Origin of the sequence: Paraburkholderia sp. BL27I4N3 (assembly GCF_003386115.1) — a bacterium.
Lineage (GTDB): Bacteria > Pseudomonadota > Gammaproteobacteria > Burkholderiales > Burkholderiaceae > Paraburkholderia.
In genome coordinates this window covers 802,408-821,947 of record NZ_QREJ01000001.1, presented here as the reverse complement: position 1 = coordinate 821,947, position 19,540 = coordinate 802,408, and the positions used below count along the sequence as shown (strand labels likewise).

Here is a 19,540-nt window from a genome sequence, read left to right as displayed (position 1 = left end):
CAAACTTTCGCCCACGGTCATCCGTGTAAGGAGTTCAGATGGCCCGTCCCCAACGCGAGAGAGAGAAACCACATCAAATGAACAAGAAACTGATCTGCGCGACGCCTATCGCGATCGCAGCAGCGCTAAGCCTGTATGCGTGCGGCGGTGACAAAGTCAACGAACCGGACATCACGTCGATCAAGAATGTTGTGGTGATCTACGCGGAAAACCGCAGCTTCGACAACCTGTACGGCAACTTCCCGGGCGCCAACGGTCTGCAGAACGTGACGGCGGCGAGCGCCACGCAGGTGGATCGCAACGGCACCGTGCTCGCGACGCTGCCGCAGGTGTGGAACGGCTTGACGCAAACCGGCGTGACGCCGGTGGTGACGCAGGCCATGACGGCGAATCTGCCGAACAGCCCGTTCGCCATCGACGACCCGAAGGGTTTCAACACGCCGATCACGGCGACGACGCGCGACCTGTACCACCGCTTCTACGAGAACCAGATGCAGATCAACGGCGGCAAGAACGACAAGTTCGCCGCGTGGGCGGATTCGGGCGGCCTCGTGATGGGCCACTACACGCTCAACGCCGACAAGCTGCCGCTGTGGAAGATCGCCCAGCAGTACACGCTCGCCGACAACTTCTTCATGGGCGCGTTCGGCGGCTCGTTCCTGAACCACCAGTGGCTGATCTGCGCGTGCACGCCGACTTATCCGAACGCGGACAAGAGTGTGGCGGCCGGCTCGATCTCGTCGGTGGAGAGCGACGGTGTCACGCTGAAGCTCGCGTCCAACTCGCCGGCTTCAGCGCTGAGCGGTCCGCCCAAGTACGTGAACTCAGGCAACCTCACGCCTGACTTCTACGCGATCAACACGATGCAGCCGCCGTATCAGCCGAGCGGCAACAAGCCGGCGAGCGGCGGCGACACGAATTTCGCCGATCCGACCCAGGCCACCACGCTGCCGGCGCAGTCGCAGCAGCACATCGGCGATCTGCTGAATAACGCGAAGGTGTCGTGGGCATGGTACAGCGGTGCCTGGGGCGCGGCGGTGTCGGCGGTGCAAAACGGCACCTCGAACGTGATTTACGGCGCGAATCTGACGGCGCCAAACTTCCAGCCGCATCACCAGCCGTTCAACTACTTCGCCGATCTGGCGCCGGGCACCGCAAACCGTTCGCAGCACTTGCTCGACGGCGGCCTGGCCGGCTCGGAGTTCATCAAGGCGATCGACAGCGGCACGCTGCCGCAAGTGTCGTTCTACAAGCCGCAGGGCAACCTGAACGAACATCCGGGCTACACGGACGTGGCGTCGGGCGACCAGCACATCGCGGACGTGATCTCGCATCTGCAGAAGAGCCCGCAGTGGAACAACATGGTGGTAGTCGTGACGTACGACGAAAACGGCGGCTTCTGGGATCACGTGTCGCCGCCGAAGGCCGACCGCTGGGGTCCGGGTACGCGTATTCCGGCGCTGATCATCTCGCCGTACGCGAAGAAGGGTTACGTCGATCACACGCAGTACGACACCACGTCGATCCTGCGCTTCATCACGCACCGCTTCTCGCTGCCGACGCTGCCGGGTATCGCGGCGCGCGACGCGGCGCTGGTCAGCAACGGCGGCAAGCCGATGGGCGACCTCACGGCTGCGTTGAACATCAAGCAGTGAGCGAGAGGCGCAACTTGTCCGAGATTGGACGGAAAAGGTTAAGCGTTAAGCAACAGTCCGCCTGAGGGTGAGACTTTGACGGGGCAGCTTCGGCTGCCCTTTTTTATGGCTGTGCCGTGAACGCCGGGTCCGACGCGTTTTCATGAGCGGCGTATGCTTCGAACCAGGCCGCGTTCGCCTCGTCGATCGCGGCTCGATATCTTCCGCAACACGTTGCAGGCTTGCCCACATTCAGGAGTTCAACAGCATGACTGAAAAAACCATCAAGGTGCCCGGTCCCGACCATCCGATCACGGTCGAGCCGTCCAACGCGCGCGTGGTCGTGACCGTCGCCGGCAAGGTGATCGCGGATACCGTCAAGGCGCTCGTGCTGCGCGAAGCGTCGTATCCGCCGGTGTATTACATTCCGCGCAACGACGTCGAGATGACGCTGCTGGAGCGCACCGATCACGCGACCTACTGTCCGTACAAGGGCGATTGCGCGTACTACAGCATTCCGTCGGGCGGTGAAAAGACAGTCAATGCGGTGTGGACTTATGAGTCGCCGTATGCGGCCGTGAAGGAGATCGCGCAACATCTGGCGTTCTATCCGAACCGCGTCGACTCGATCGATGTGAAACCGGCGCAGTGACAGTCGCGCGTGGCGCGGCCGGGCGAATGGGCTAGCGCCTGTCGCGCGTCATGAGTTAGCCCTTGTGTTAGGCCTTGTGCTAGCTCTTGTCCCGGGTTTCGATCAGTACCGCACAGGGCGACCGTTCGATGACCTCTCCACTGGTCGAAGGGTTGGCCCAGCGGCGCAGCCGTGACAAATGGTGATGTCCCATCACAATGACCTCCGCGTTAAGCAGTCGGGCTTGTTCGACGACGACGTCGGCCGGATGATTTCCCGCGCACAGGTGCTGTTCCACCGCGAGATTCCGGCCGGCAAGCTGTGCGGCTGCGGCAGTCAGGACGGATTGTGCGAAAGATGTCTGCGCATATGCGGACGGGTAGGTCTGGCCGTCGGGCGCGACATCGCTTTGGCTACCGGGCGGCAACAGATAGGAAGGGTCGACAACGCACAGAAGGTGTACGGTAGCCGTCCCTGGCGCCGCGACGCGACCGACCAGGTCGATGACGTGGGCGCTCTGGGGCGAGCCGTCCAGCGGAACGAGGAGGATGTTGAACATGGCTGGAGATAAGGTCAGAAATGGTGATGCGGCGCGTGTCACCTTCAGCCGCTCGGATGGCCTATCTAACAGTAGGCGAAAAGCTTAGAACTTTGAATTGGTAAGTGACGGCTGAGCGAGACATAACTCGACGCGTGATCGGACTTTGAAGGAGCATGCGGGAGATTTTTGCTCTCTACTTTTCGCATGAATTCTGCCTCGTCACGGTGCATGCGAGAACTAGGCGCGACACGTGTTTCTACGCGCTCAGTTGACCCCGAAGGAGAAGAGCTTTCAGCTTAAGGTCGATCTCGACTCACCTTACTCAAGGGTCACTTTCAGATCGGGGGCCGACGCCCTGCACGAAGAAATCTGGCAGCTAGCCAGGTCGCGAATTACCCTGGTAACAACTTGATTTTATTGGTACGGCAGGAGGGACTCGAACCCCCCACCCTCGGCTTAGAAGGCCGATGCTCTATCCAGCTGAGCTACTGCCGTATTGAACTGAGGCGATGCAGCCGCGTACAACGTGCATCGCCCGCAATGAGATCCTGCTTTCGGGTATTGGAACCTGTGGCTCTGCAAGCAACAAGGTTCGTGGGATACCGAAATTCTAACTGACCGTGCCGTAGACAGGAAATCCACTCCGGCGCGTGCGTGGCAGACAATCTGCGCGTCACACCGGCCGCTGTCAGGAAACGGACCACCAAACAAACAGGCCCGGCAAGCTGAGCCGGGCCCGGATTATAACCGATCGTCCTCTGCCCGCCAGCGCACGCTGCGGACATGGCGAACGCCATCAGACCGTCTGCGGATGCAGCATGAACCAGCCGAGAAACACGATACCGGCGATCACGCAATATACGCCGAACGACGCCAGACGTCCGCGACCTTCGAAATAGCGCATCAGGAACCGCACGCTGAGATAGGCCGCGATCGCGGTCAGCACGCCGCCGAGCAACGCATCCGCGAGTTGGCCCGGCGCATGGAACAGCTTCGGCAACTCGAGCACGCCCGCCGCGAAAATAATCGGCGTGCCGAGAAGGAACGAGAATTCCGCCGATTTTTCCGCCGTGAGGCCAGCAGCGTTGCCGGCAATCATCGTCAGGCCGCTGCGGGAGAAACCTGGAATCAACGCGCCGATCTGCGCAAGACCGACGAAAAACGCCTGACCGAAACTCAGCTTCTCCGGCGCCTGATGCGCGCGCGAACGCTGCAGGCGATCGCCGAACCACAACAGCACGCCGTTGACGATCAGTGCGATTGCGACGATCCGCAAGTCGTGAAAAAGCCGTTCGAGCCGCTTTTCCAGAATCAGTCCGACCAGACCCGCCGGAATGGTGCCGATGATGAGCGCCCACATCATGTGCGCGTCGTCGTTGCGACGGCCGCCGAACGACGCGAAGAAACCGCGCACCAGCGCGCACCAGCGTTTGCGGAAGTACCAAAGCAGCGCGAGCGCCGTGCCGAGATGCAACGCGACAAGGAACGGCAGCAATTGCGGCGCGTGTTTGTCGATATGCATGCCGAACAGGGCGGGCACGAGCAGCGTATGGCCGAGGCTGCTCACCGGAAACAGTTCGGTGACGCCTTGCAGCACGCTCAGGAAAATGAGAAACGACAGGTTCACGCGGGGCGTCCTTGTAAGGAAGATGTCGGGGACAAGCGCGCCGGATAAGGAATCCACGTGCGCCTCAAAGCGCACCGATTATGCCTGGCTGCAATGTCAGCGCCAAGCGTTTGAACCGCATTCGGGGAAATATTGTGCGTTGCGTCACAACTCGAAACCGTTGTTACGCCGCAGAAAAAAGAGCGGGCGCCGCGAATGGCCGCCCTGTGGGATCAGCGAAATGACGTGAAACGAACCGAGTGGTACACGGTAGAAGAAGCCTTGTCCAATAGCCCGACGCCTCTGACGAGCAAAGCCAGCAGGCGTGGACTGCCCATATCAGCGTTCGAGCTTGTAAAAGAAGTAGACCGTGCTTGCCGCGAACATGCCGAACAACGTAACAGCCATTGCCATTGCGAGATCCATACAGCCTCCTGAGGCAGTCTCGCCCGGTCGTCGAAGTTACCGGGCAGTCGGACGAATTATCGGCAAGGATAGCCTTGCGGCGACACCCGCAATTTCCCCAGAAGGGTTTCCCCGTAGCGGAAAGCAGCGCAAAATCATTCTCTCGCGTGGCGCCGCGCGGCAAATTCCGACGCGCGTACGCCAGGATGGCGCCTTCTCCGGCCATCCTGGATCTGCCTTCAACCTCTTACTCATCAATCCATCGACCATGCCCCTCTCCCCGCAACAGGACATTCTCGAGATCGCCCAGGACGCCTCCGTGCTCCGTTTCGCGCCGCAAGCCGGCGGCAGACTGATGTCGTGGACGATCGGCGGCGAAGAAGTCATCCATTGGCCGGAGCACGCCGACTGGAGCCAGCCGGCGCGGATTCGCGGCGGCAATCCGCTGCTGTTTCCATTTCTCGGCCGGCATCGTGTCGACGGCAAGATCGGTTTCTGGCGTGACGCTCAGGGCACGGTGCGCGAACTGCCGATGCACGGCTTCGCCCGCGACCTGCCCTTCGAAGCCCACGCCGACGTGCACGGCGCCGGCCTGCGCATGATCCTCACCGACAGTGAGGCAACCCGCGGCGGCTATCCATTCGGCTTCCGTTTCGAGGCCGCCTACGACCTCGTGGATGCGCATACGCTCGACGTCACATTCACCACCACCAATACCGGCAATACGCGCCTGCCCTACTACGCCGGCCATCACTTCTACTTCGCGCTGCCGCACACGCAGCGTGACGAGACCTCGCTCGAGCTGCCACGCACGCAACGGTGCTTTCAGCAGGAAGACGGCTCGATCAGCGCCGCCGAGCCGGGCGAAGCGCGCTATACGCTCGACGAGGCGCGCATCCATGACCGCTTCCATTGCCTCGTCGGCACACCGGATCAACCAGTGCGGTTCGTCGCGCCAGGTCTCGACCGGCTCATCACCATCGACTTGCAACGGCCGGGCTCGGTGCCCTGGTACGCCGTGACCACGTGGACCGAAGCAGCGGAGTCGGACTTCTACTGTGTCGAACCCTGGCTCGGACTGCCGGACGCGATTCACAACGGCATGGGTCTGCGCTGGCTCGAAGCGGGGCAGACAGAGGTCGCCGCGCTGCGCATCAGCGTGGCCAGGCTGCGTTGATTGCGGGGATTGCAGACAGCGCCGCGTAGTCGGCTTTGAGCCGAATTTCGCTGCATTTCGCCGCAGCCTGCGCCGCGCGTGCCTGCCGCGCGGCCCACTTTTCGCGTGCTGCAGCGCAAAACCGTTAGAATCGAGCGCTTTGTATCTACCTGCCGCGTGATCGGGATCGGCGCGCGGCAGCGCTTTGCGAGGTCCAATGCTTAGCACAACAAGAATGATGAAACGGCTCGCCTGCGCGTCGTTGGTGGCACTGCTCGCCGCGTGCGGGTCGGCGCCGGTAGGGCCGGGCTTTTATCGGGTGGAACGGGGCGATACGCTGTCGAAGATCGCGCGCAGTAGCCGGCAATCGGTGCAAAGCATCGTGCGCTGGAACAATCTGACCAATCCGGACAGCATCGAGGTCGGCCAGGTGCTGCGCGTCGCGCCGCCGGGCGGCGCCGCATCGACCAGTGGCGCGGTGCGCAGCAGCGGAAGCGGCAGTGCTTCGGCCACGCCACGTCCGGCGCCCGTCGATAGCGCACCGTCCGCGCCGCCGGCTTCGACGATCTCGCTGGTATGGCCGGCCGACGGCACAGTGATCCGGCGTTTCGACGGCGGCAGTTCGAAGGGCATCGATATCTCGTCGGCAGCGGGCACGCCCGTCGTCGCCGCGGCGCCCGGCACGGTGGTGTACGCGGGCAACGGTTTGCGCGGCTACGGCAATCTGCTGATTCTCAAACACAACGCCGAGTATCTGACCGCCTATGCCCACAACCGCAGGCTGCTGGTGAAGGAAGGCGAATCGGTCACGCGCGGCGAGAAAATTGCCGAGATGGGCGACACCGATACAGACCGCGTGATGCTGCACTTCGAACTGCGCTATCAGGGCCGCTCAATCGATCCGTCGCGGGCACTGCCGCCACGCTAGAAGGCTGGCTTGGTTGTGGCACGGGCCGTCCCGCCGGCGGGTGCTCCCCCAGCCCGGGCCGTCCCGCCCGCGTGCTGTCACGCCGCGCGCACCGCCTGGTGCCGGGCATGCATTCTGCAACGGCGGCCGCGGGAACCCGGCGTGTTATAAAACGCTCAATCAGGACACGACGTGGCTTCGCGTCACGTCTTTCTCCGTCTATCTGTAAGGAATCTGTATGAAGAGCGCATTTGCGTCCGTCGCGACGGCCGCGGCGATCGGTCTCGGCCTGCTGACGCTCGGCAACCTCGGCGGCTGCTCCAGCACCACGACTATGACCTACCTGCCGAGCGGCGACACCGGCTTTGCAATCAACTGCAGCGGCAGCGACGCAAGTTCGAGCTGGGCCGAGTGCTACAAGCAGGCGGGTCAGGTCTGCGGCAACTACGGCTACGACGTCGTTTCGAAAGATGTCGACAACGGTGCGACGGCTGGCGGCACGGTGGGCGGCATTTTCGGCGCGAACGTGAAGAACCGGTCGATGGTGGTTCGCTGCAAGCAATAACCACGACGCCACGCGCGCCGCAGCCCGGGCTAGCGGCGGCGCCAGCGTCCTGAGCGCGGATCGATGCGCGCGGCGAAGGCGACCAGGACGCCAAGCGCGATCGGGCAGATGCCGAGAAAAATGATGAGCGCGGTCATGCTCGTGCAAGGAAATGTAAGCTTTAATGATCCACTGCACATGTGAACCAGTGGTGACTCGGACGTAGCGCACAAGAAAAAAAGCCCGGCACGAGGCCGGGCTAACGGGGGTTCGGCGCATATCGGCAAAGGACCGGTTCACCATGCGCCAGAACGAAATCTAACAATCCCCTTTTACAAGCGCAATATATTAATTTCGCAGTCAGTGTGATGCGGCGTACGGATTCCGCGTTATGTGAACCGGAAAAGTCGGAATCAAACAGGCTAAATGCGCCCACCGTTTCAACATGAAACGCTTTAAATGGCGCGACTCGAAACCCGATATTGCCCGCAGAACGAGCGAGGCAAGGGATCCGCCAGGAAACGGCCCGAAAAGCCTGAGGAAAGGCCACTGGCGGATTTCTGCTAACCCATCCAGCATGATTCGGACGCTTTACGTACTGCGTAGCTTTAGTGCGCCACCGCACTCTTTCGAATTATTATCCGATATTGACCGACTTAATCAAAGTAGCCGGCTTCTTCACAGCAATTCGCAAACAGCGTAAATATCAAAGCGATTAAATCCGCCGACAAATTACAGCACTGAAAATGGACTGGCTTAATTGATTCGACCATTCGAATGATAAGCATCGGCATCCAATCGTTCAAGCAGGCCGAATGGCTAAAATCGGCCATCTTGAGAGCACGCTCACATGACCCGCAAACCCAGCTCGGTGACGAGCACGGCCGCCTGAGCATGCGAGATCGTCGCGCCCTTGAAGAGCGCCGCGTCCACCAGCCGCACGCCGCTGAGGTCGGCTTCGCGCAGGTCCGCGCCGTCGAAGCGCGCGCCCTTCAAATGGGCGTCCTTCAGACTGCCGCCGTCGAAGACCGCTTCCCGGAAGTCGACGCCGGCCAGGTCGGCATCGGAGAAATCCAGTTGTTGCAGGGTGGCTTTGCGAAACGACAGGCCGCGCAGGTGCGCGCCGACCAGCAGTGTTTCGACGAAGCTCAAACCCAGCGCCGTGCACGCTTCGAAATTGGCGCCGGTCAGCTTGCAGCTATGAAACGACGCCGAAGCCAGCTTGGCGCGCCGCCAGCCGGTATTGTTGAGATCGCTCGACTGAAACGCCGCGTCGACCAGATCGGCCGACGCGAAATCCGCCTCGCGGCCACGGCAACGGACCCAGCGGGTATGCGAGAGCATCGCGCCGAAAAACGACGTCTCGGCGATCGTGCAGCGGTGAAACTCGGCGCCGCGCAGATCGAGACGCGACAGGTCGACGCCTTCGAAATCGCAGTCCGTGAAATGAAGCGGCGCTTTATTGCCGGCAAGGCTTGCCGCGATGAGCCGTTCCACCTCCGCGCGCGTGAGCGCGGCGTCGGTCACGACGTGAGCTTGCGCGGCCGAAGCCGGCGCCGTTGAATCCAGTGACATGAAGGTTCAGAATGAATTTCGCAGGACCCATAGCCTACCGGAACGCGCGCCCCGCTGGCGACCCGCGCCGATGGTTTATAGTAACGGCCCCGCCGGAACCCCCTTACGATGACTTCCAACGACGCCACCCATAGCCCGCTGTACGCCAAGTTGCTTGCCGAAACCGCCAAGATCGGCTGGATCGAACTCGAACGCTTCTTTGCGCGCGGCATTCTGCTGCGCGTCGCGCGCGACCTCGATCTGGTGAGCGTTGCCGAAGCCATCGCCAGCGACGACACCACGCAGGTCACGCAATGGCTGTCCGCCGGGCTCGTCGAGCGCGTGCAGGCGGAAACCGCCGCCGACTTCGCCGAGCGCGACCCGGATCTGTGGGCCGTCGTCGTCTCCCCTTGGGTGTGCGTGCAGGAACGCAGTTGAGCGAAGCGGCGCGCGACGCCGACACGTCGGCGGCGGCACCCGCTGTTCCCGTGCACTGGCACCGCCGGGTGCTGGCGCTGGCGTTTCCCATCGTTCTCGCCAATCTGACACAGCCGATTCTCGGCGCGGTCGACACCGCTGTGGCCGGCCATCTGAACGGCGCGTCGTATCTTGGCGGCGTGGCGCTCGGCGGCCTGTTCTTCAACTTCGTGTTCTGGGGCTTCGGCTTTCTGCGCATGGGCACGACCGGTCTGGTCGCGCAATCGCACGGTGCGGATAACCACCTCGAGCTACGCAACAACGTCGTCCGCGCGCTGTTGCTGGCGGCCGCGATCGGCGCCGCGGTGCTGGCGCTGCAAATGCCGCTGATCGATTACGGGCTGCGCGTGATCGGCGGCAGCGACGCGGTGCAGCGCAACGCACGGCTGTACTGTCACGCGCGCATCTGGGCCGCGCCGCTCGCCCTCGGCAATTACGTCGTGCTCGGCTGGCTGCTCGGCACGCAACAGGTGCGGCTCGCGCTGCTCTCGCAGGTGTTCATCAACAGCGTGAACATCGTGGCCGTGCTCCTGTATGTGCACGGCTTCGATTGGGGCGTGGCCGGGATCGGCGCGGCCACGGCCACCGCCGACGCGCTCGGCTTCGTGCTCGGCGCCGCCCTGCTCTGGCACGGCAGGCCGCGCGGCCTGCCCGCGTTGAATCGCGCCGCCCTGTTCGACGCGGCGGCGCTCAAGCGGCTCGTGGTGCTCAATCGCGATATCTTCGTGCGGACCTTGTGCCTGCTCTCATCGTTTGGCTGGTTTGCGCACCTGGGCGCGAAGCAAGGCGACGCCACGCTCGCGGCCAACGCGCTGCTGCTCAATTTTCAGACTTTCATGGCCTACGGACTCGACGGTTTCGCGCACGCCGCCGAAGCGCTGGTCGGCGCAGCGATCGGCGCGCGCGACCGGCACGCGTTCACGCAAGCGATCAAGGTGACGGCGTTGTGGTCCACGCTTGGCGCGCTGGGGTTTTCGCTGGTGTACTGGGGCGCGGGCTCGTGGATCGTCGAACGTCTGACGGATCAGGCCGCCGTGCGCGCCACCGCCGAACTGTATCTGCCGTGGGCCGAGCTCTCGCCGGTGGTGTCCGTGTGGGGCTTTCTGCTGGACGGCGTGTTCATCGGCGCGACTCGCACGCGTGAACTCATGATGTCGATGGCGGTGTCGTTCGCGCTGTTCGTGGCGGCGTCGTGGGCCTTGCTGGCGCTGTACGGCAATCACGGCTTGTGGGCCGCGATGCTGCTCTTCATGGCGCTGCGCGGCCTCACGCTCGCGCGTTATGTGCCGGGCGTCGTGCGCGGCATGGCGGGCGCGGCGGCTTGAGCGCGCGGGCTTGCCCATTTCGCATCGCGGCACCCGGTTACGGCTTGAAACAAGCGCACACAAGTCACGCACGACGCTCGCCCTAGAATGACTTCAGCCCGCGCTCTCCGCGCGAACAGTCTGCGCGGGTCAGAAGCGCCGGCGTGCCCGCGCCGGTGCTTCGCCTCTGTTTTTCGTCACCGTTGCCGGAGCCGTTATCAGCCGCTGCTCAAGGCGAGACCGGTGGAGGCACCATCGTGGGCGGACGGCTGTCGGTGGGCACGCCGTGGTAGTCGGCCGGGTCTTGCGGCGGCGGACCGCCGTGATGGCCCGACGGACCATTCGCACAACCGGCAACGCCGGCAACCAGCAGCAACGCAATCATCGAAACGCGGATCATAAAAGAGTCTCTCGAAACAGAATGAAAGAGCGGCTTACCCGCGGTGAGCGGGCAAGCGCGAGCGCCCGGAGTCTAACCGCAAAGCGCATTCCGCGCCGCCGCGCCGACCCGCGTAACCCCTCCCCCATTTGGTTGCGCGTGACCTACTATAAAGTCACGGTCGCGTCTCATAGGAGGCTGCCATGGATGCTGAAACGATCGCGGGTCTGATCGGACTTGCAATAGGTCTGCTCGTGTTGCTCGTGTTGTCGATCTACGAATCGAGAACCTATCGACGCGAACACGATGGCGAAGGCATGGTGCACCATTGGCTGACTCATCAGCACATGCCGCATTGGATGCGTCGCCGGCACTGACGGAAATGCAGGTGCCGACGGCGCCTGCACACAGTCCGAGTAGTTGAAGGATTGATGCGCCGCATCTCACGTGCGAGTCTGCGCTCGCACATCGACTCCTTGCGCGGTGACGCCTACGGCTGTCCACTGTGGCCGCGCAAGTTTCTCCTGGCTCCCCTTTTCCTGACGCGTCGCTGGTCGCGATCGAAGCATCGAGTCGCCCGCCATTTTCCCTTCCGCCCAAGTTTGCTTTAGGCACATGCCTTGCTGATCGTAGGCGTGCAGGAAGCGCGCAGCTTGCGCGTCGAGCGTCCCGGCGCGTATGCGCCGGACCAACCAGACTAACTGGCTCAGGCCAGACAGGGAGAACTCGAATGACCATTGGAACCATACTGCTTATCGTGCTCATTCTTCTGCTGATCGGCGCTTTGCCGAGCTGGCCGTACAGCAGCGGCTGGGGCTATCGGCCGACCGGCGTGGTGGGCGTCGTGCTGATCATCGTGATCGTGTTGCTGCTGATGGGCCGTATATAACGCCGCCGACTCGCGCACTCGACCCTCCGTTTTGCTCCGGTGCAATTCGTGATTGACTCTGGCACCCAATGCCACGTAGAATCTCGGATTCGTCGGAGCGTAGCGCAGCCTGGTAGCGCATCTGATTTGGGATCAGAGGGTCGAAGGTTCGAATCCTTTCGCTCCGACCACGAAAAGCAACACGAAACCCGCGTAGCCTCCGGCTTCGCGGGTTTTTGCTTTTTGGGCTTTTTCAGGCTCGCGGGCTCTAGCCTGCGATATACCGGCGTGCTTATACGGTTACCCCGAGCCATTGCCTTGCGGCCCAACGAGTCCACGTGCGACAGTGACTGAAACCTGGCGCAGGCCTGATCGGGCTCAAGCGCCGCAAGCACAGTGAAGGAGACACGCATGGATCTGATTCTCTGGCGTCACGCCGAAGCCGAAGACTTCGCCAGCACCGACCTGGCGCGAGCGCTCACCACCCGAGGCCGCAAGCAGGCGCAAAACGTCGCCAAATGGCTGCGCACCCGCCTGCCCGACGACGCCGTCGTGCTCGCAAGCCCTGCTGTGCGTACCATCCAGACTGCCGAGACGCTGAGTGACCAATATCGCGTAGTGCGCGAACTCGCGCCCAACGCAAGCGCGGACGACGTGCTCAACGCCGCGGGCTGGCCCAAAGGCATCGCGCAAACGGTGGTGATCGTCGGCCATCAACCGACGCTCGGCCACGTCGCCGCGCGGCTGCTCGGCAATAGCGACGCGAGCTGGCCGCTGAAGAAAGCGGGCGTCTGGTGGATCGCAAGCCGCGAGCGCGACGGCGACGACCAGGCCGTGCTGCGAGCCGCCATGACTCCCGATCTCGTCTGAGCCGGATTCGCTTTAACCAGGCGGGGGTTGCGCCCATAAAAACCCACGCGTCACACGAAACGGCGCCGAAGCAGCCAAACCCATCACACGCGTCACCCACAGCGCCGGGACCTCACCATCCCGGCGCTTGACTCGCCCCCACCCGCTTCCTCAATCTCCCACGTTTCGCGCGGAAACAACACTCGTCGTCCCCACTTGCGACATTACAAGCCGCGGGCACGCAGCTTACGGGCAGTCATCCAATCGTCATGGGTTTGCCATGCGAGCGTCACCAGGCGTTACTACATTGGCGAAAAAAGAAATCTCCCTTTTTTCGACCAGGACCCCCCATGCGAGAACTGCCGACGCCTACCCTGCCCCTCGCTTCGATCTTCGAGTCGCGCCGTCTGCCACGCGCCGAGGAAACGGTCACCGCCCAGCATCGCCTGCAAGTCACGTGGGCTCGCACCGACGAAGAACTGCGCGAAGCCCAGCGTCTGCGCTACCGCGTGTTCGCCGACGAAATGGGCGCGCGGTTGACGGGCCCCGCGGGTCTTGACGTCGATTCGTTCGACGCCTACTGCGATCACCTACTGGTGCGCGATCTCGACACGTTGAAAGTGGTCGGCACGTACCGCGCGTTGCCGCCGCATCAGGCCGCGCGTATCGGCCGTCTGTATGCGGAAAGCGAATTCGACGTGTCGCGTCTGACGCACCTGCGCGCCAAGATGGTCGAAGTGGGCCGTTCATGCGTGCACCCCGACTATCGCAGCGGCTCGGTGATCATGTCGCTGTGGGCCGGCCTTGCCGCCTACATGAAGCACAACGGCTATGAAACGATGCTCGGCTGCGCGAGCGTGGCAATGGTCGACGGCGGCCACTACGCGGCGAATCTGTATTGCTCGCTGCGCGACAGCGCGCTGACCGCGCCGGAATATCGCGCGTTTGCGCACACGCCGCTGCCGGTCGATGAACTGCAAACGGGCGCCGAGGTGGCGCCGCCGCCGCTGGTGAAGGGTTATCTGCGTCTCGGCGCGAAGATTTGCGGCGCGCCGGCATGGGATCCCGATTTCAATACCGCGGACTTTCTGACGCTGTTCCGCTTGTCCGATATCAATGCACGCTACGCTCGCCACTTCCTCGGCGATGCGCTGCCGCGCTGAGCGGATCCGCGCGCAAGACGCGCTGCGACGCGCGTCGGCGAAGCAACAACAAGCGGCCACAAAAAAGCCCGGCACCGGCCGGGCTTTCTCATTCATCCGCAGTGCGCCATGCGCAAGGCTTCATTCGTCCGTATAAACCACGCGATAGGGAATGCCGACCTTCTCCCACTCCGCGGCTTCCTGAATCAGGCTGTAGTCCGTCAACGGATTGTTGGCCACCCACTCGTTCGGCAACCGCACCTCGTAACCGCCGTTGACCTGCGTCACCGAGATGCCCGGCAAGCCAACGTCGGCACGCCGGCGGCACAGCAGCGCCGCGAGCCGCAGACAGAACAGCAGCGGCCACTCCACTTCGCGCGTTTGCGATAGCTTGCCGAGCTTGCCCGCATGACCGAGCACAAGCGCGGCAAGCCGCGCCTGATCGGTGCGTGAAAAGCCCGGCATGTCCGCGTTGCTGGCGATGTAGGCCGAATGCTTGTGATACGCGCTGTGCGAGATCGACAGACCGATTTCGTGCAGCGCAGCCGCCCAGCCGAGAAACATGCGGTTTTCGACGCGGCGTTCTTCGTCGGGTTCCTCGAACTGTTCGTAGAAGCGCACCGCGAGTTCGCCGATGCGCCCCGCCTGCGCGCGATCCACGCCATAGCGGCGCATGAAGCCTTCCACCGTGACCGTACGCATGTCTTCGTGCTGCGAACGGCCTAGCAGGTCGTACAGCACGCCAAGGCGCAGCGCGCCGTCCGTCGTGTCGACGTAATCGACACCGAGTTCGTCGAACACCGCGATCATGATCGACAGGCCGCCGGCCAGCACCGGAATGCGATCGCCCTTCAACGCGACGAGCTTCAGCCGGTTGACGTTCTCCGCCTTGATCAGCGCGCGCTTGAGGCGTTCGAGCCCGCCGCGCGAGATGCCGTGCGTGACGCCCGGATCGTTGAAGTTATTGGCCTCCACCAATTCGGCCAATGCGCGCGCGGTGCCCGACGAGCCGATCGCCTGCTCCCAGCCGGTCTTCTTGTACTCGGCGGAAATGATCTGGATTTCGCGGCCCGCGGCCAGTTCGGCCTGGCGCATCGTGTATTCGTCGACGTTGCCGGCAGGGAAAAACGCCCGGCTATGACTCACGCAGCCGATATACAGGCTCTCCATCTTGATGGGCGTGTAATGCGAGCCAATGATGAATTCCGTCGAGCCGCCGCCGATATCGACCACCAGACGTTTGCCCGGACTCGCGGGCACGGAGTGTGCAGCGCCCGCGTAAATCAGGCGCGCCTCTTCACGCCCGGCGATCACTTCGATCGGGAAACCGAGCGCGGCTTGCGCCTCACCCAGAAATTCGCCGGCATTCTTGGCGATGCGCAATGTATTGGTAGCGACCGCGCGAACGTGATCGGGATGAAAGTCGCGAAGACGCTCGCCGAAACGCTTGAGCGCGTCCCAGCCGCGCACCTGCGAAGCTCGGTCGAGCATCTTGTCGCGCGACAGACCAGCAGCCAGACGCACGGGCTCACGCAAGGCATCGACCTGGTAGATCTGGCTGCCCGCGTCGGTTTCCTCGACCCGGCCAACAATCAGCCGGAAGCTGTTCGAACCGAGATCGACGGCGGCGAGGAGTTGCGGAGTATTGACCATCGAGTAAGCGGACTCCATGCGCGCGAGCGCGGCGGCGTTGGATGCGGGAAACGCTCCGTGTCCATCGGGTGCCCTGGGCGCCTGACGGCCGGCCGCGCGGTTCAAAGACGCCATTCTAAGCGTACCGGGCCTCACGATGTCACCTCGCAGCAATGGGGGTGGCCGATGGTCCCATACAGACTGCGTCATATTGACGACACGAGGCGATTACGGCGTAGAATAAAAAATCGAGAATGTCATAACAACGTCATCATACTGTGAGAATTTCCGAGCGTCTTTCCGCCTCTCTTCCTGACATTCCATTCTCGCTGCCGATGTCCATCCGCTACCCCTTATTGAATCGCGAGCTGGGCATTCTGGGTTTCAACGAGCGTGTGTTGGCACAAGCTGCCGACCCAGCCGTCCCTTTGCTCGAACGCCTGCGTTTCATCTGCATCACCAGTAGCAATCTCGACGAATTCTTCGAAGTCCGCATGGCCGGACTACAGGAGCAGATGCGCGACAACCCCGGCGCGCTATCGCCGGACGGCATGTCGCTGCAGCACGTGTACGACCTCGTGGTCGAACGCGCGCAGAAACTCGTGCATCGCCAGTACACCATGCTGCACGACACGGTGCTCACCGCGCTCGAAGCAGAAGGCATCTATTTTCACGGCACGGAAGCGTGGAACGAAGCGCAGACCGAATGGGCGCGCAACTACTTCTTCGACGAACTGCTGCCCGTGCTCACGCCCATCGGCCTCGATCCGGCGCATCCGTTTCCACGCGTGCTCAACAAGAGCCTGAACTTCGTCGTGGAACTGGAAGGCAAGGACGCGTTCGGCCGTCAGGCGATGATGGGCATCGTGCAGGCGCCGCGCGCATTGCCGCGGCTCGTGCGCATGCCGCAGGAACTGTCGGGCTACCCGCATGGCTTCGTGCTGCTGAGCTCGTTGTTGCAACGCTTTGTCGGCGAACTGTTTCCGAACCTCGTGGTGCGCAGTTGCAATCAGTTTCGCATCACGCGCAATAGCGAACTGTTCGTCGACGAAGATGAAATCACCAATCTGCGCGTCGCGTTGCAGGGCGAATTGCCGGCGCGGCATCTGGGCAACGCGGTGCGGCTCGAAGTCTCGGCGGAAACGCCCACGCATGTCGTGCGGCGCCTGCTCGACGAAAGCGGCCTGTCCGACAAGGATTGCTATTACGCCGACGGCCCCGTCAATCTGGTGCGGCTGATGCAGTTGCCCGAGATGGTGGACCGCCCCGATCTCAAGTTCGTGCCGCACATCCCCGCGATTCCGCCGCAGGTCGCCAACAGCGCCAGCATGTTCGACGTGATCGATCAGGGCGACGTGCTGCTGCATCATCCGTACGAAAGTTTTCAGCCGGTGCTCGAATTGCTGCTGCAGGCAGCCAAAGATCCGAACGTGGTCGCGATCAAGCAGACCATCTATCGCACCGGCACCGATTCGCCGCTGATGGACGCGCTGATGCAAGCGGCGCGCAACGGCAAGGAAGTCACGGTCGTAGTCGAACTGCTCGCGCGTTTCGATGAAGAAACCAACATCAACTGGGCCTCGCAGCTCGAAGCAGTCGGCGCGCACGTGGTGTACGGCGTGGTGGGCCACAAGTGCCACGCGAAGATGATGCTGATCGTGCGGCGCGTGTCGGTGGGCGGCAAGACCACGCTCAAGCGCTATGTGCACCTCGGCACCGGCAACTACCATCCGCGCACGGCGCGTCTTTATACTGACTTCGGTTTGATGACCGCCGACCAGAAAATCTGCGAAGACGTGCATCACGTGTTCCAGCAACTGACCGGCATTGGTGGAGAACTGAAGCTGCACGAGTTGTGGCAATCGCCATTCACGCTGCATCCGAAACTCGTCGAAGCGATCCGCGCCGAAGCCGAGCATGCGCGCGCCGGCAAGAAGGCGCGCATTGTCGCGAAGATGAATGCGCTGCTCGAACCCACGGTGATCGCCGAGTTGTACGAGGCCGCGCAGGCGGGCGTCAAAATCGATCTGATCGTGCGTGGCGTGTGTTCGTTGCAGCCAGGCGTCGCGGGGCTTTCGGAGAACATCACCGTGCGCTCGATCGTTGGGCGCTTTCTCGAACACCACCGCATCTTCTATTTCTACGACGGCGGCAAGGAGCAGGTGTATCTGTCGAGCGCCGACTGGATGGACCGCAATTTCTTCCGGCGTGTTGAAGTTGCCTTTCCGATCAACAACCGGCGTTTGAAGCGGCGTGTGATCGCTGAAGGTCTGTCCGCGTTTCTCGGCGACAATCAATCCGCGTGGCTGATGCAAAGCGACGGCCATTACCGGCGCCGCCGGCCGGGCAAGTCCTCGCGCAACGCGCAGATGAGTCTGTTGGGGAAATTCTGTTCGTAGCGTGAGTGACTGCGCTCGCCTCGGCGGGTCGCCCACAAAAGTGGCACGCGTAAAAGAGCCCGCTACGTGCGGGCTTTGCTTCATTCCGATGCGGCCACGCTCAAGCCGGCGCCGGTTGCCGGCGCGCCGTGCGATACACCGGAAAGCGCACGGTAAACGTGCTGCCGCGCCCTTCCTCGCTCTTCACATCGAGCTGTGCATCGTGACGTTGCAGCACATGCTTGACGATCGCAAGACCGAGGCCCGTGCCGCCGGTATCGCGCGAACGGCTGCGATCGACGCGATAGAAACGCTCCGTCAGCCGCGGAATGTCCGCAGAGGGAATGCCGAGTCCGCTGTCCGTCACCGAAAATATCGCGTTGCCGCCCTGCGCGTGCCAAACCACTCTGATCGCGCCGCCATCCGGCGTATAGCGGATCGCGTTCGTGACGAGATTGCCGAGCGCACTGAGAATTTCCGTCTCGACGCCGGTGACCGTCAGCCCTTCGTCGGCATCGAATGTGATCTTGTGATGATCGCTCGACAGGCTTTCCGCGTCGTCGCGCAAATGCCGCAACACCGCGCGCATATCGATCATCTGATCGCTCGGCGGCTTGTTGTCGCCTTCGAGTTTGGCGAGCACGAGCAAATCGTTGACGATGTGGCGCATGCGCGAAGCCTGCTGCTCCATCAGTTCGAGATAGCGCGAACGTTCGCCTTCGCTCAATGGCAACTCGCGCATGGTCTCGAGAAAACCCGAGAGCACCGTGAGCGGCGTTTTCAGTTCATGCGACACATTGGCGACGAAGTCGCGCCGCATCGCATCCGTGCGTTCGAGTTCGGTGATGTCTTGCGACAGCACCAGTTTGCGATTCTCGCCGTACGGAAACACCTGCACCGACAGCACGTTCTGCCGCTTGTCGCCCATGCCGCGCATGATCAGCATTTCTTCGTAGCGATGCGAATTCAGATAGCGCACGAAGTCCGGCTGGCGCACCAGATGTGTGATGTGCTGGCGCAGGTCGCGCTTCGCATCCAGGCCGAAATGGAGTTCGGAGATCGCGTTGCACCACTCGATCTGGTCGTGATCGTCGAGCATCGCCACGCCGTTAGGCGAGGCCTGGATCGCCTGAATAAAGCGCGAGTGCTGTTGCTCGACCGAGCGCACCTGGGCGTGCCAGCGCTTCGCGAGCTTGTGCAGACGGTAGTAGATTTCGCCCCAGATGCCGGGGGCGCTCGGCACTTCGCCGTAAACCGGCGCGTCGAGCAAACGCCACAGGCGCTGCTTATGAAAGGTGCTGAAAAGGCTCTGCGCGAGCAGCATGACGATCGCGAGGACGAGCGCTGCCTTGACGTTCACGAGTGCGCCGACCACCGCGCACAGAACAGCCAGCAGCACGACCGACACGATGGAGCGCGCCCAGATGATGTTCATGGTCTAGCGATCGAAGAGAAAAGCCTATGCGCCGGGATGAAAATCGCGGCGCCTATGGTTGCGAACAGACGTACCCGACGCGGGCGGCGCAACGCCGC

At 62.7% G+C, this 19,540-nt stretch carries 18 protein-coding genes and 2 tRNA genes; 13 read left to right on the top strand and 7 right to left on the bottom strand.

Translation table 11 applies throughout. From position 1 onward, the window contains the following. Positions 1-77 precede the first annotated feature (77 nt). Entirely contained in the window at positions 78-1,655 is a 1,578-nt protein-coding gene (locus tag B0G71_RS03795) for an acid phosphatase (RefSeq protein WP_116139831.1), read from the top strand. Positions 1,656-1,902: 247 nt separating this feature from the next. Then, on the top strand, positions 1,903-2,286 hold the full coding sequence (locus tag B0G71_RS03790) for a DUF427 domain-containing protein (protein WP_116139829.1): 384 nt from the start codon (positions 1,903-1,905) through the stop codon (positions 2,284-2,286). Positions 2,287-2,365: 79 nt separating this feature from the next. Here the strand turns inward: B0G71_RS03790 and B0G71_RS03785 are convergent, their stop codons facing one another. From B0G71_RS03785 to B0G71_RS03775, 3 genes are all read right to left on the bottom strand, one after another. Then, entirely contained in the window at positions 2,366-2,824 is a 459-nt protein-coding gene (locus tag B0G71_RS03785; RefSeq protein WP_116139827.1) for a universal stress protein, read from the bottom strand. 400 nt (positions 2,825-3,224) lie between these two features. Then, positions 3,225-3,301 (bottom strand) — tRNA-Arg (locus tag B0G71_RS03780). 301 nt (positions 3,302-3,602) lie between these two features. After that, positions 3,603-4,433, bottom strand: coding sequence for an undecaprenyl-diphosphate phosphatase (locus tag B0G71_RS03775; protein WP_106283690.1), 831 nt, complete (start codon positions 4,431-4,433; stop codon positions 3,603-3,605). 652 nt (positions 4,434-5,085) lie between these two features. On the opposite strand from B0G71_RS03775, the gene B0G71_RS03770 reads away from it, so the two are divergent. The 3 genes from B0G71_RS03770 (at position 5,086) to B0G71_RS03760 (ending at position 7,445) form a co-directional block, all read left to right on the top strand. Next, on the top strand, positions 5,086-5,994 hold the full coding sequence (locus B0G71_RS03770) for an aldose epimerase (RefSeq protein WP_116139825.1): 909 nt from the start codon (positions 5,086-5,088) through the stop codon (positions 5,992-5,994). Positions 5,995-6,190: 196 nt separating this feature from the next. Further along, entirely contained in the window at positions 6,191-6,901 is a 711-nt protein-coding gene (locus B0G71_RS03765; protein ID WP_116139823.1) for a peptidoglycan DD-metalloendopeptidase family protein, read from the top strand. A gap of 217 nt (positions 6,902-7,118) precedes the next feature. After that, positions 7,119-7,445, top strand: a complete 327-nt coding sequence (locus B0G71_RS03760) for a hypothetical protein (protein WP_116139821.1) — start codon at positions 7,119-7,121, stop codon at positions 7,443-7,445. Positions 7,446-8,270: 825 nt separating this feature from the next. Here B0G71_RS03760 and B0G71_RS03755 read toward each other — a convergent pair. Beyond that, positions 8,271-8,999 (bottom strand): pentapeptide repeat-containing protein, encoded by a 729-nt coding sequence (locus tag B0G71_RS03755; RefSeq protein ID WP_116139819.1) that lies wholly within the window; start codon positions 8,997-8,999, stop codon positions 8,271-8,273. A 108-nt stretch (positions 9,000-9,107) separates the two neighbouring features. Here B0G71_RS03755 and B0G71_RS03750 point away from each other — a divergent pair, with 108 nt between their 5' ends. Together B0G71_RS03750 and B0G71_RS03745 are read left to right on the top strand one after the other, a co-directional pair. Next, positions 9,108-9,416 (top strand): DUF2288 domain-containing protein, encoded by a 309-nt coding sequence (locus B0G71_RS03750; protein WP_106283695.1) that lies wholly within the window; start codon positions 9,108-9,110, stop codon positions 9,414-9,416. After that, a complete protein-coding gene (locus B0G71_RS03745; protein WP_116139817.1) occupies positions 9,413-10,780 on the top strand; it encodes an MATE family efflux transporter in 1,368 nt (455 codons plus the stop codon). The genes B0G71_RS03750 and B0G71_RS03745 overlap by 4 nt, the downstream gene beginning before the upstream one ends. A gap of 208 nt (positions 10,781-10,988) precedes the next feature. Here the strand turns inward: B0G71_RS03745 and B0G71_RS41220 are convergent, their stop codons facing one another. Next, positions 10,989-11,159, bottom strand: coding sequence for a hypothetical protein (locus B0G71_RS41220; protein WP_181916706.1), 171 nt, complete (start codon positions 11,157-11,159; stop codon positions 10,989-10,991). A gap of 182 nt (positions 11,160-11,341) precedes the next feature. Here B0G71_RS41220 and B0G71_RS41215 point away from each other — a divergent pair, with 182 nt between their 5' ends. The 5 genes from B0G71_RS41215 (at position 11,342) to B0G71_RS03725 (ending at position 14,018) form a co-directional block, all read left to right on the top strand. Next, positions 11,342-11,515: a hypothetical protein gene (locus B0G71_RS41215; RefSeq protein ID WP_168794760.1), complete on the top strand. Its 174-nt coding sequence runs from the start codon at positions 11,342-11,344 to the stop codon at positions 11,513-11,515. Between the two features lie 353 nt (positions 11,516-11,868). Beyond that, complete coding sequence (locus tag B0G71_RS03740; RefSeq protein WP_106283697.1) at positions 11,869-12,027, top strand: DUF3309 family protein; 159 nt, start codon at positions 11,869-11,871, stop codon at positions 12,025-12,027. 93 nt (positions 12,028-12,120) lie between these two features. Further along, a tRNA-Pro gene (locus tag B0G71_RS03735) sits at positions 12,121-12,197 on the top strand. A 220-nt stretch (positions 12,198-12,417) separates the two neighbouring features. After that, complete coding sequence (locus B0G71_RS03730; protein ID WP_106283715.1) at positions 12,418-12,876, top strand: histidine phosphatase family protein; 459 nt, start codon at positions 12,418-12,420, stop codon at positions 12,874-12,876. Between the two features lie 329 nt (positions 12,877-13,205). Further along, the gene (locus tag B0G71_RS03725) at positions 13,206-14,018 is read left to right on the top strand and encodes a GNAT family N-acetyltransferase (RefSeq protein WP_106283716.1); all 813 of its coding nucleotides are present in this window, start codon (positions 13,206-13,208) and stop codon (positions 14,016-14,018) included. Positions 14,019-14,138: 120 nt separating this feature from the next. Here the strand turns inward: B0G71_RS03725 and ppx are convergent, their stop codons facing one another. Beyond that, positions 14,139-15,764: an exopolyphosphatase gene (gene ppx, locus B0G71_RS03720; protein ID WP_106283717.1), complete on the bottom strand. Its 1,626-nt coding sequence runs from the start codon at positions 15,762-15,764 to the stop codon at positions 14,139-14,141. 200 nt (positions 15,765-15,964) lie between these two features. Here ppx and ppk1 point away from each other — a divergent pair, with 200 nt between their 5' ends. Further along, on the top strand, positions 15,965-18,028 hold the full coding sequence (gene ppk1 / locus B0G71_RS03715) for a polyphosphate kinase 1 (protein ID WP_106283718.1): 2,064 nt from the start codon (positions 15,965-15,967) through the stop codon (positions 18,026-18,028). A gap of 100 nt (positions 18,029-18,128) precedes the next feature. Here the strand turns inward: ppk1 and phoR are convergent, their stop codons facing one another. After that, entirely contained in the window at positions 18,129-19,442 is a 1,314-nt protein-coding gene (gene phoR, locus B0G71_RS03710; RefSeq protein WP_116139815.1) for a phosphate regulon sensor histidine kinase PhoR, read from the bottom strand. Between the last annotated feature and the right edge of the window lie 98 nt (positions 19,443-19,540).

Bases quoted from the DNA above. Each gene is read 5' to 3' on its own strand.
- ppk1 (WP_106283718.1), top strand. From the start codon at position 15,965: ATGTCCATCCGCTACCCCTTATTGAATCGCGAGCTGGGCATTCTGGGT.
- B0G71_RS03795 (WP_116139831.1), top strand. From the start codon at position 78: ATGAACAAGAAACTGATCTGCGCGACGCCTATCGCGATCGCAGCAGCG.
- B0G71_RS03730 (WP_106283715.1), top strand. From the start codon at position 12,418: ATGGATCTGATTCTCTGGCGTCACGCCGAAGCCGAAGACTTCGCCAGC.
- B0G71_RS03760 (WP_116139821.1), top strand. From the start codon at position 7,119: ATGAAGAGCGCATTTGCGTCCGTCGCGACGGCCGCGGCGATCGGTCTC.
- B0G71_RS03790 (WP_116139829.1), top strand. From the start codon at position 1,903: ATGACTGAAAAAACCATCAAGGTGCCCGGTCCCGACCATCCGATCACG.
- B0G71_RS41215 (WP_168794760.1), top strand. From the start codon at position 11,342: ATGGATGCTGAAACGATCGCGGGTCTGATCGGACTTGCAATAGGTCTG.
- B0G71_RS03785 (WP_116139827.1), bottom strand. From the start codon at position 2,824: ATGTTCAACATCCTCCTCGTTCCGCTGGACGGCTCGCCCCAGAGCGCC.
- B0G71_RS03755 (WP_116139819.1), bottom strand. From the start codon at position 8,999: ATGTCACTGGATTCAACGGCGCCGGCTTCGGCCGCGCAAGCTCACGTC.
- B0G71_RS03725 (WP_106283716.1), top strand. From the start codon at position 13,206: ATGCGAGAACTGCCGACGCCTACCCTGCCCCTCGCTTCGATCTTCGAG.
- B0G71_RS03770 (WP_116139825.1), top strand. From the start codon at position 5,086: ATGCCCCTCTCCCCGCAACAGGACATTCTCGAGATCGCCCAGGACGCC.
- B0G71_RS03740 (WP_106283697.1), top strand. From the start codon at position 11,869: ATGACCATTGGAACCATACTGCTTATCGTGCTCATTCTTCTGCTGATC.
- B0G71_RS03750 (WP_106283695.1), top strand. From the start codon at position 9,108: ATGACTTCCAACGACGCCACCCATAGCCCGCTGTACGCCAAGTTGCTT.
- B0G71_RS41220 (WP_181916706.1), bottom strand. From the start codon at position 11,159: ATGATCCGCGTTTCGATGATTGCGTTGCTGCTGGTTGCCGGCGTTGCC.
- ppx (WP_106283717.1), bottom strand. From the start codon at position 15,764: ATGGCGTCTTTGAACCGCGCGGCCGGCCGTCAGGCGCCCAGGGCACCC.
- B0G71_RS03765 (WP_116139823.1), top strand. From the start codon at position 6,191: ATGCTTAGCACAACAAGAATGATGAAACGGCTCGCCTGCGCGTCGTTG.
- phoR (WP_116139815.1), bottom strand. From the start codon at position 19,442: ATGAACATCATCTGGGCGCGCTCCATCGTGTCGGTCGTGCTGCTGGCT.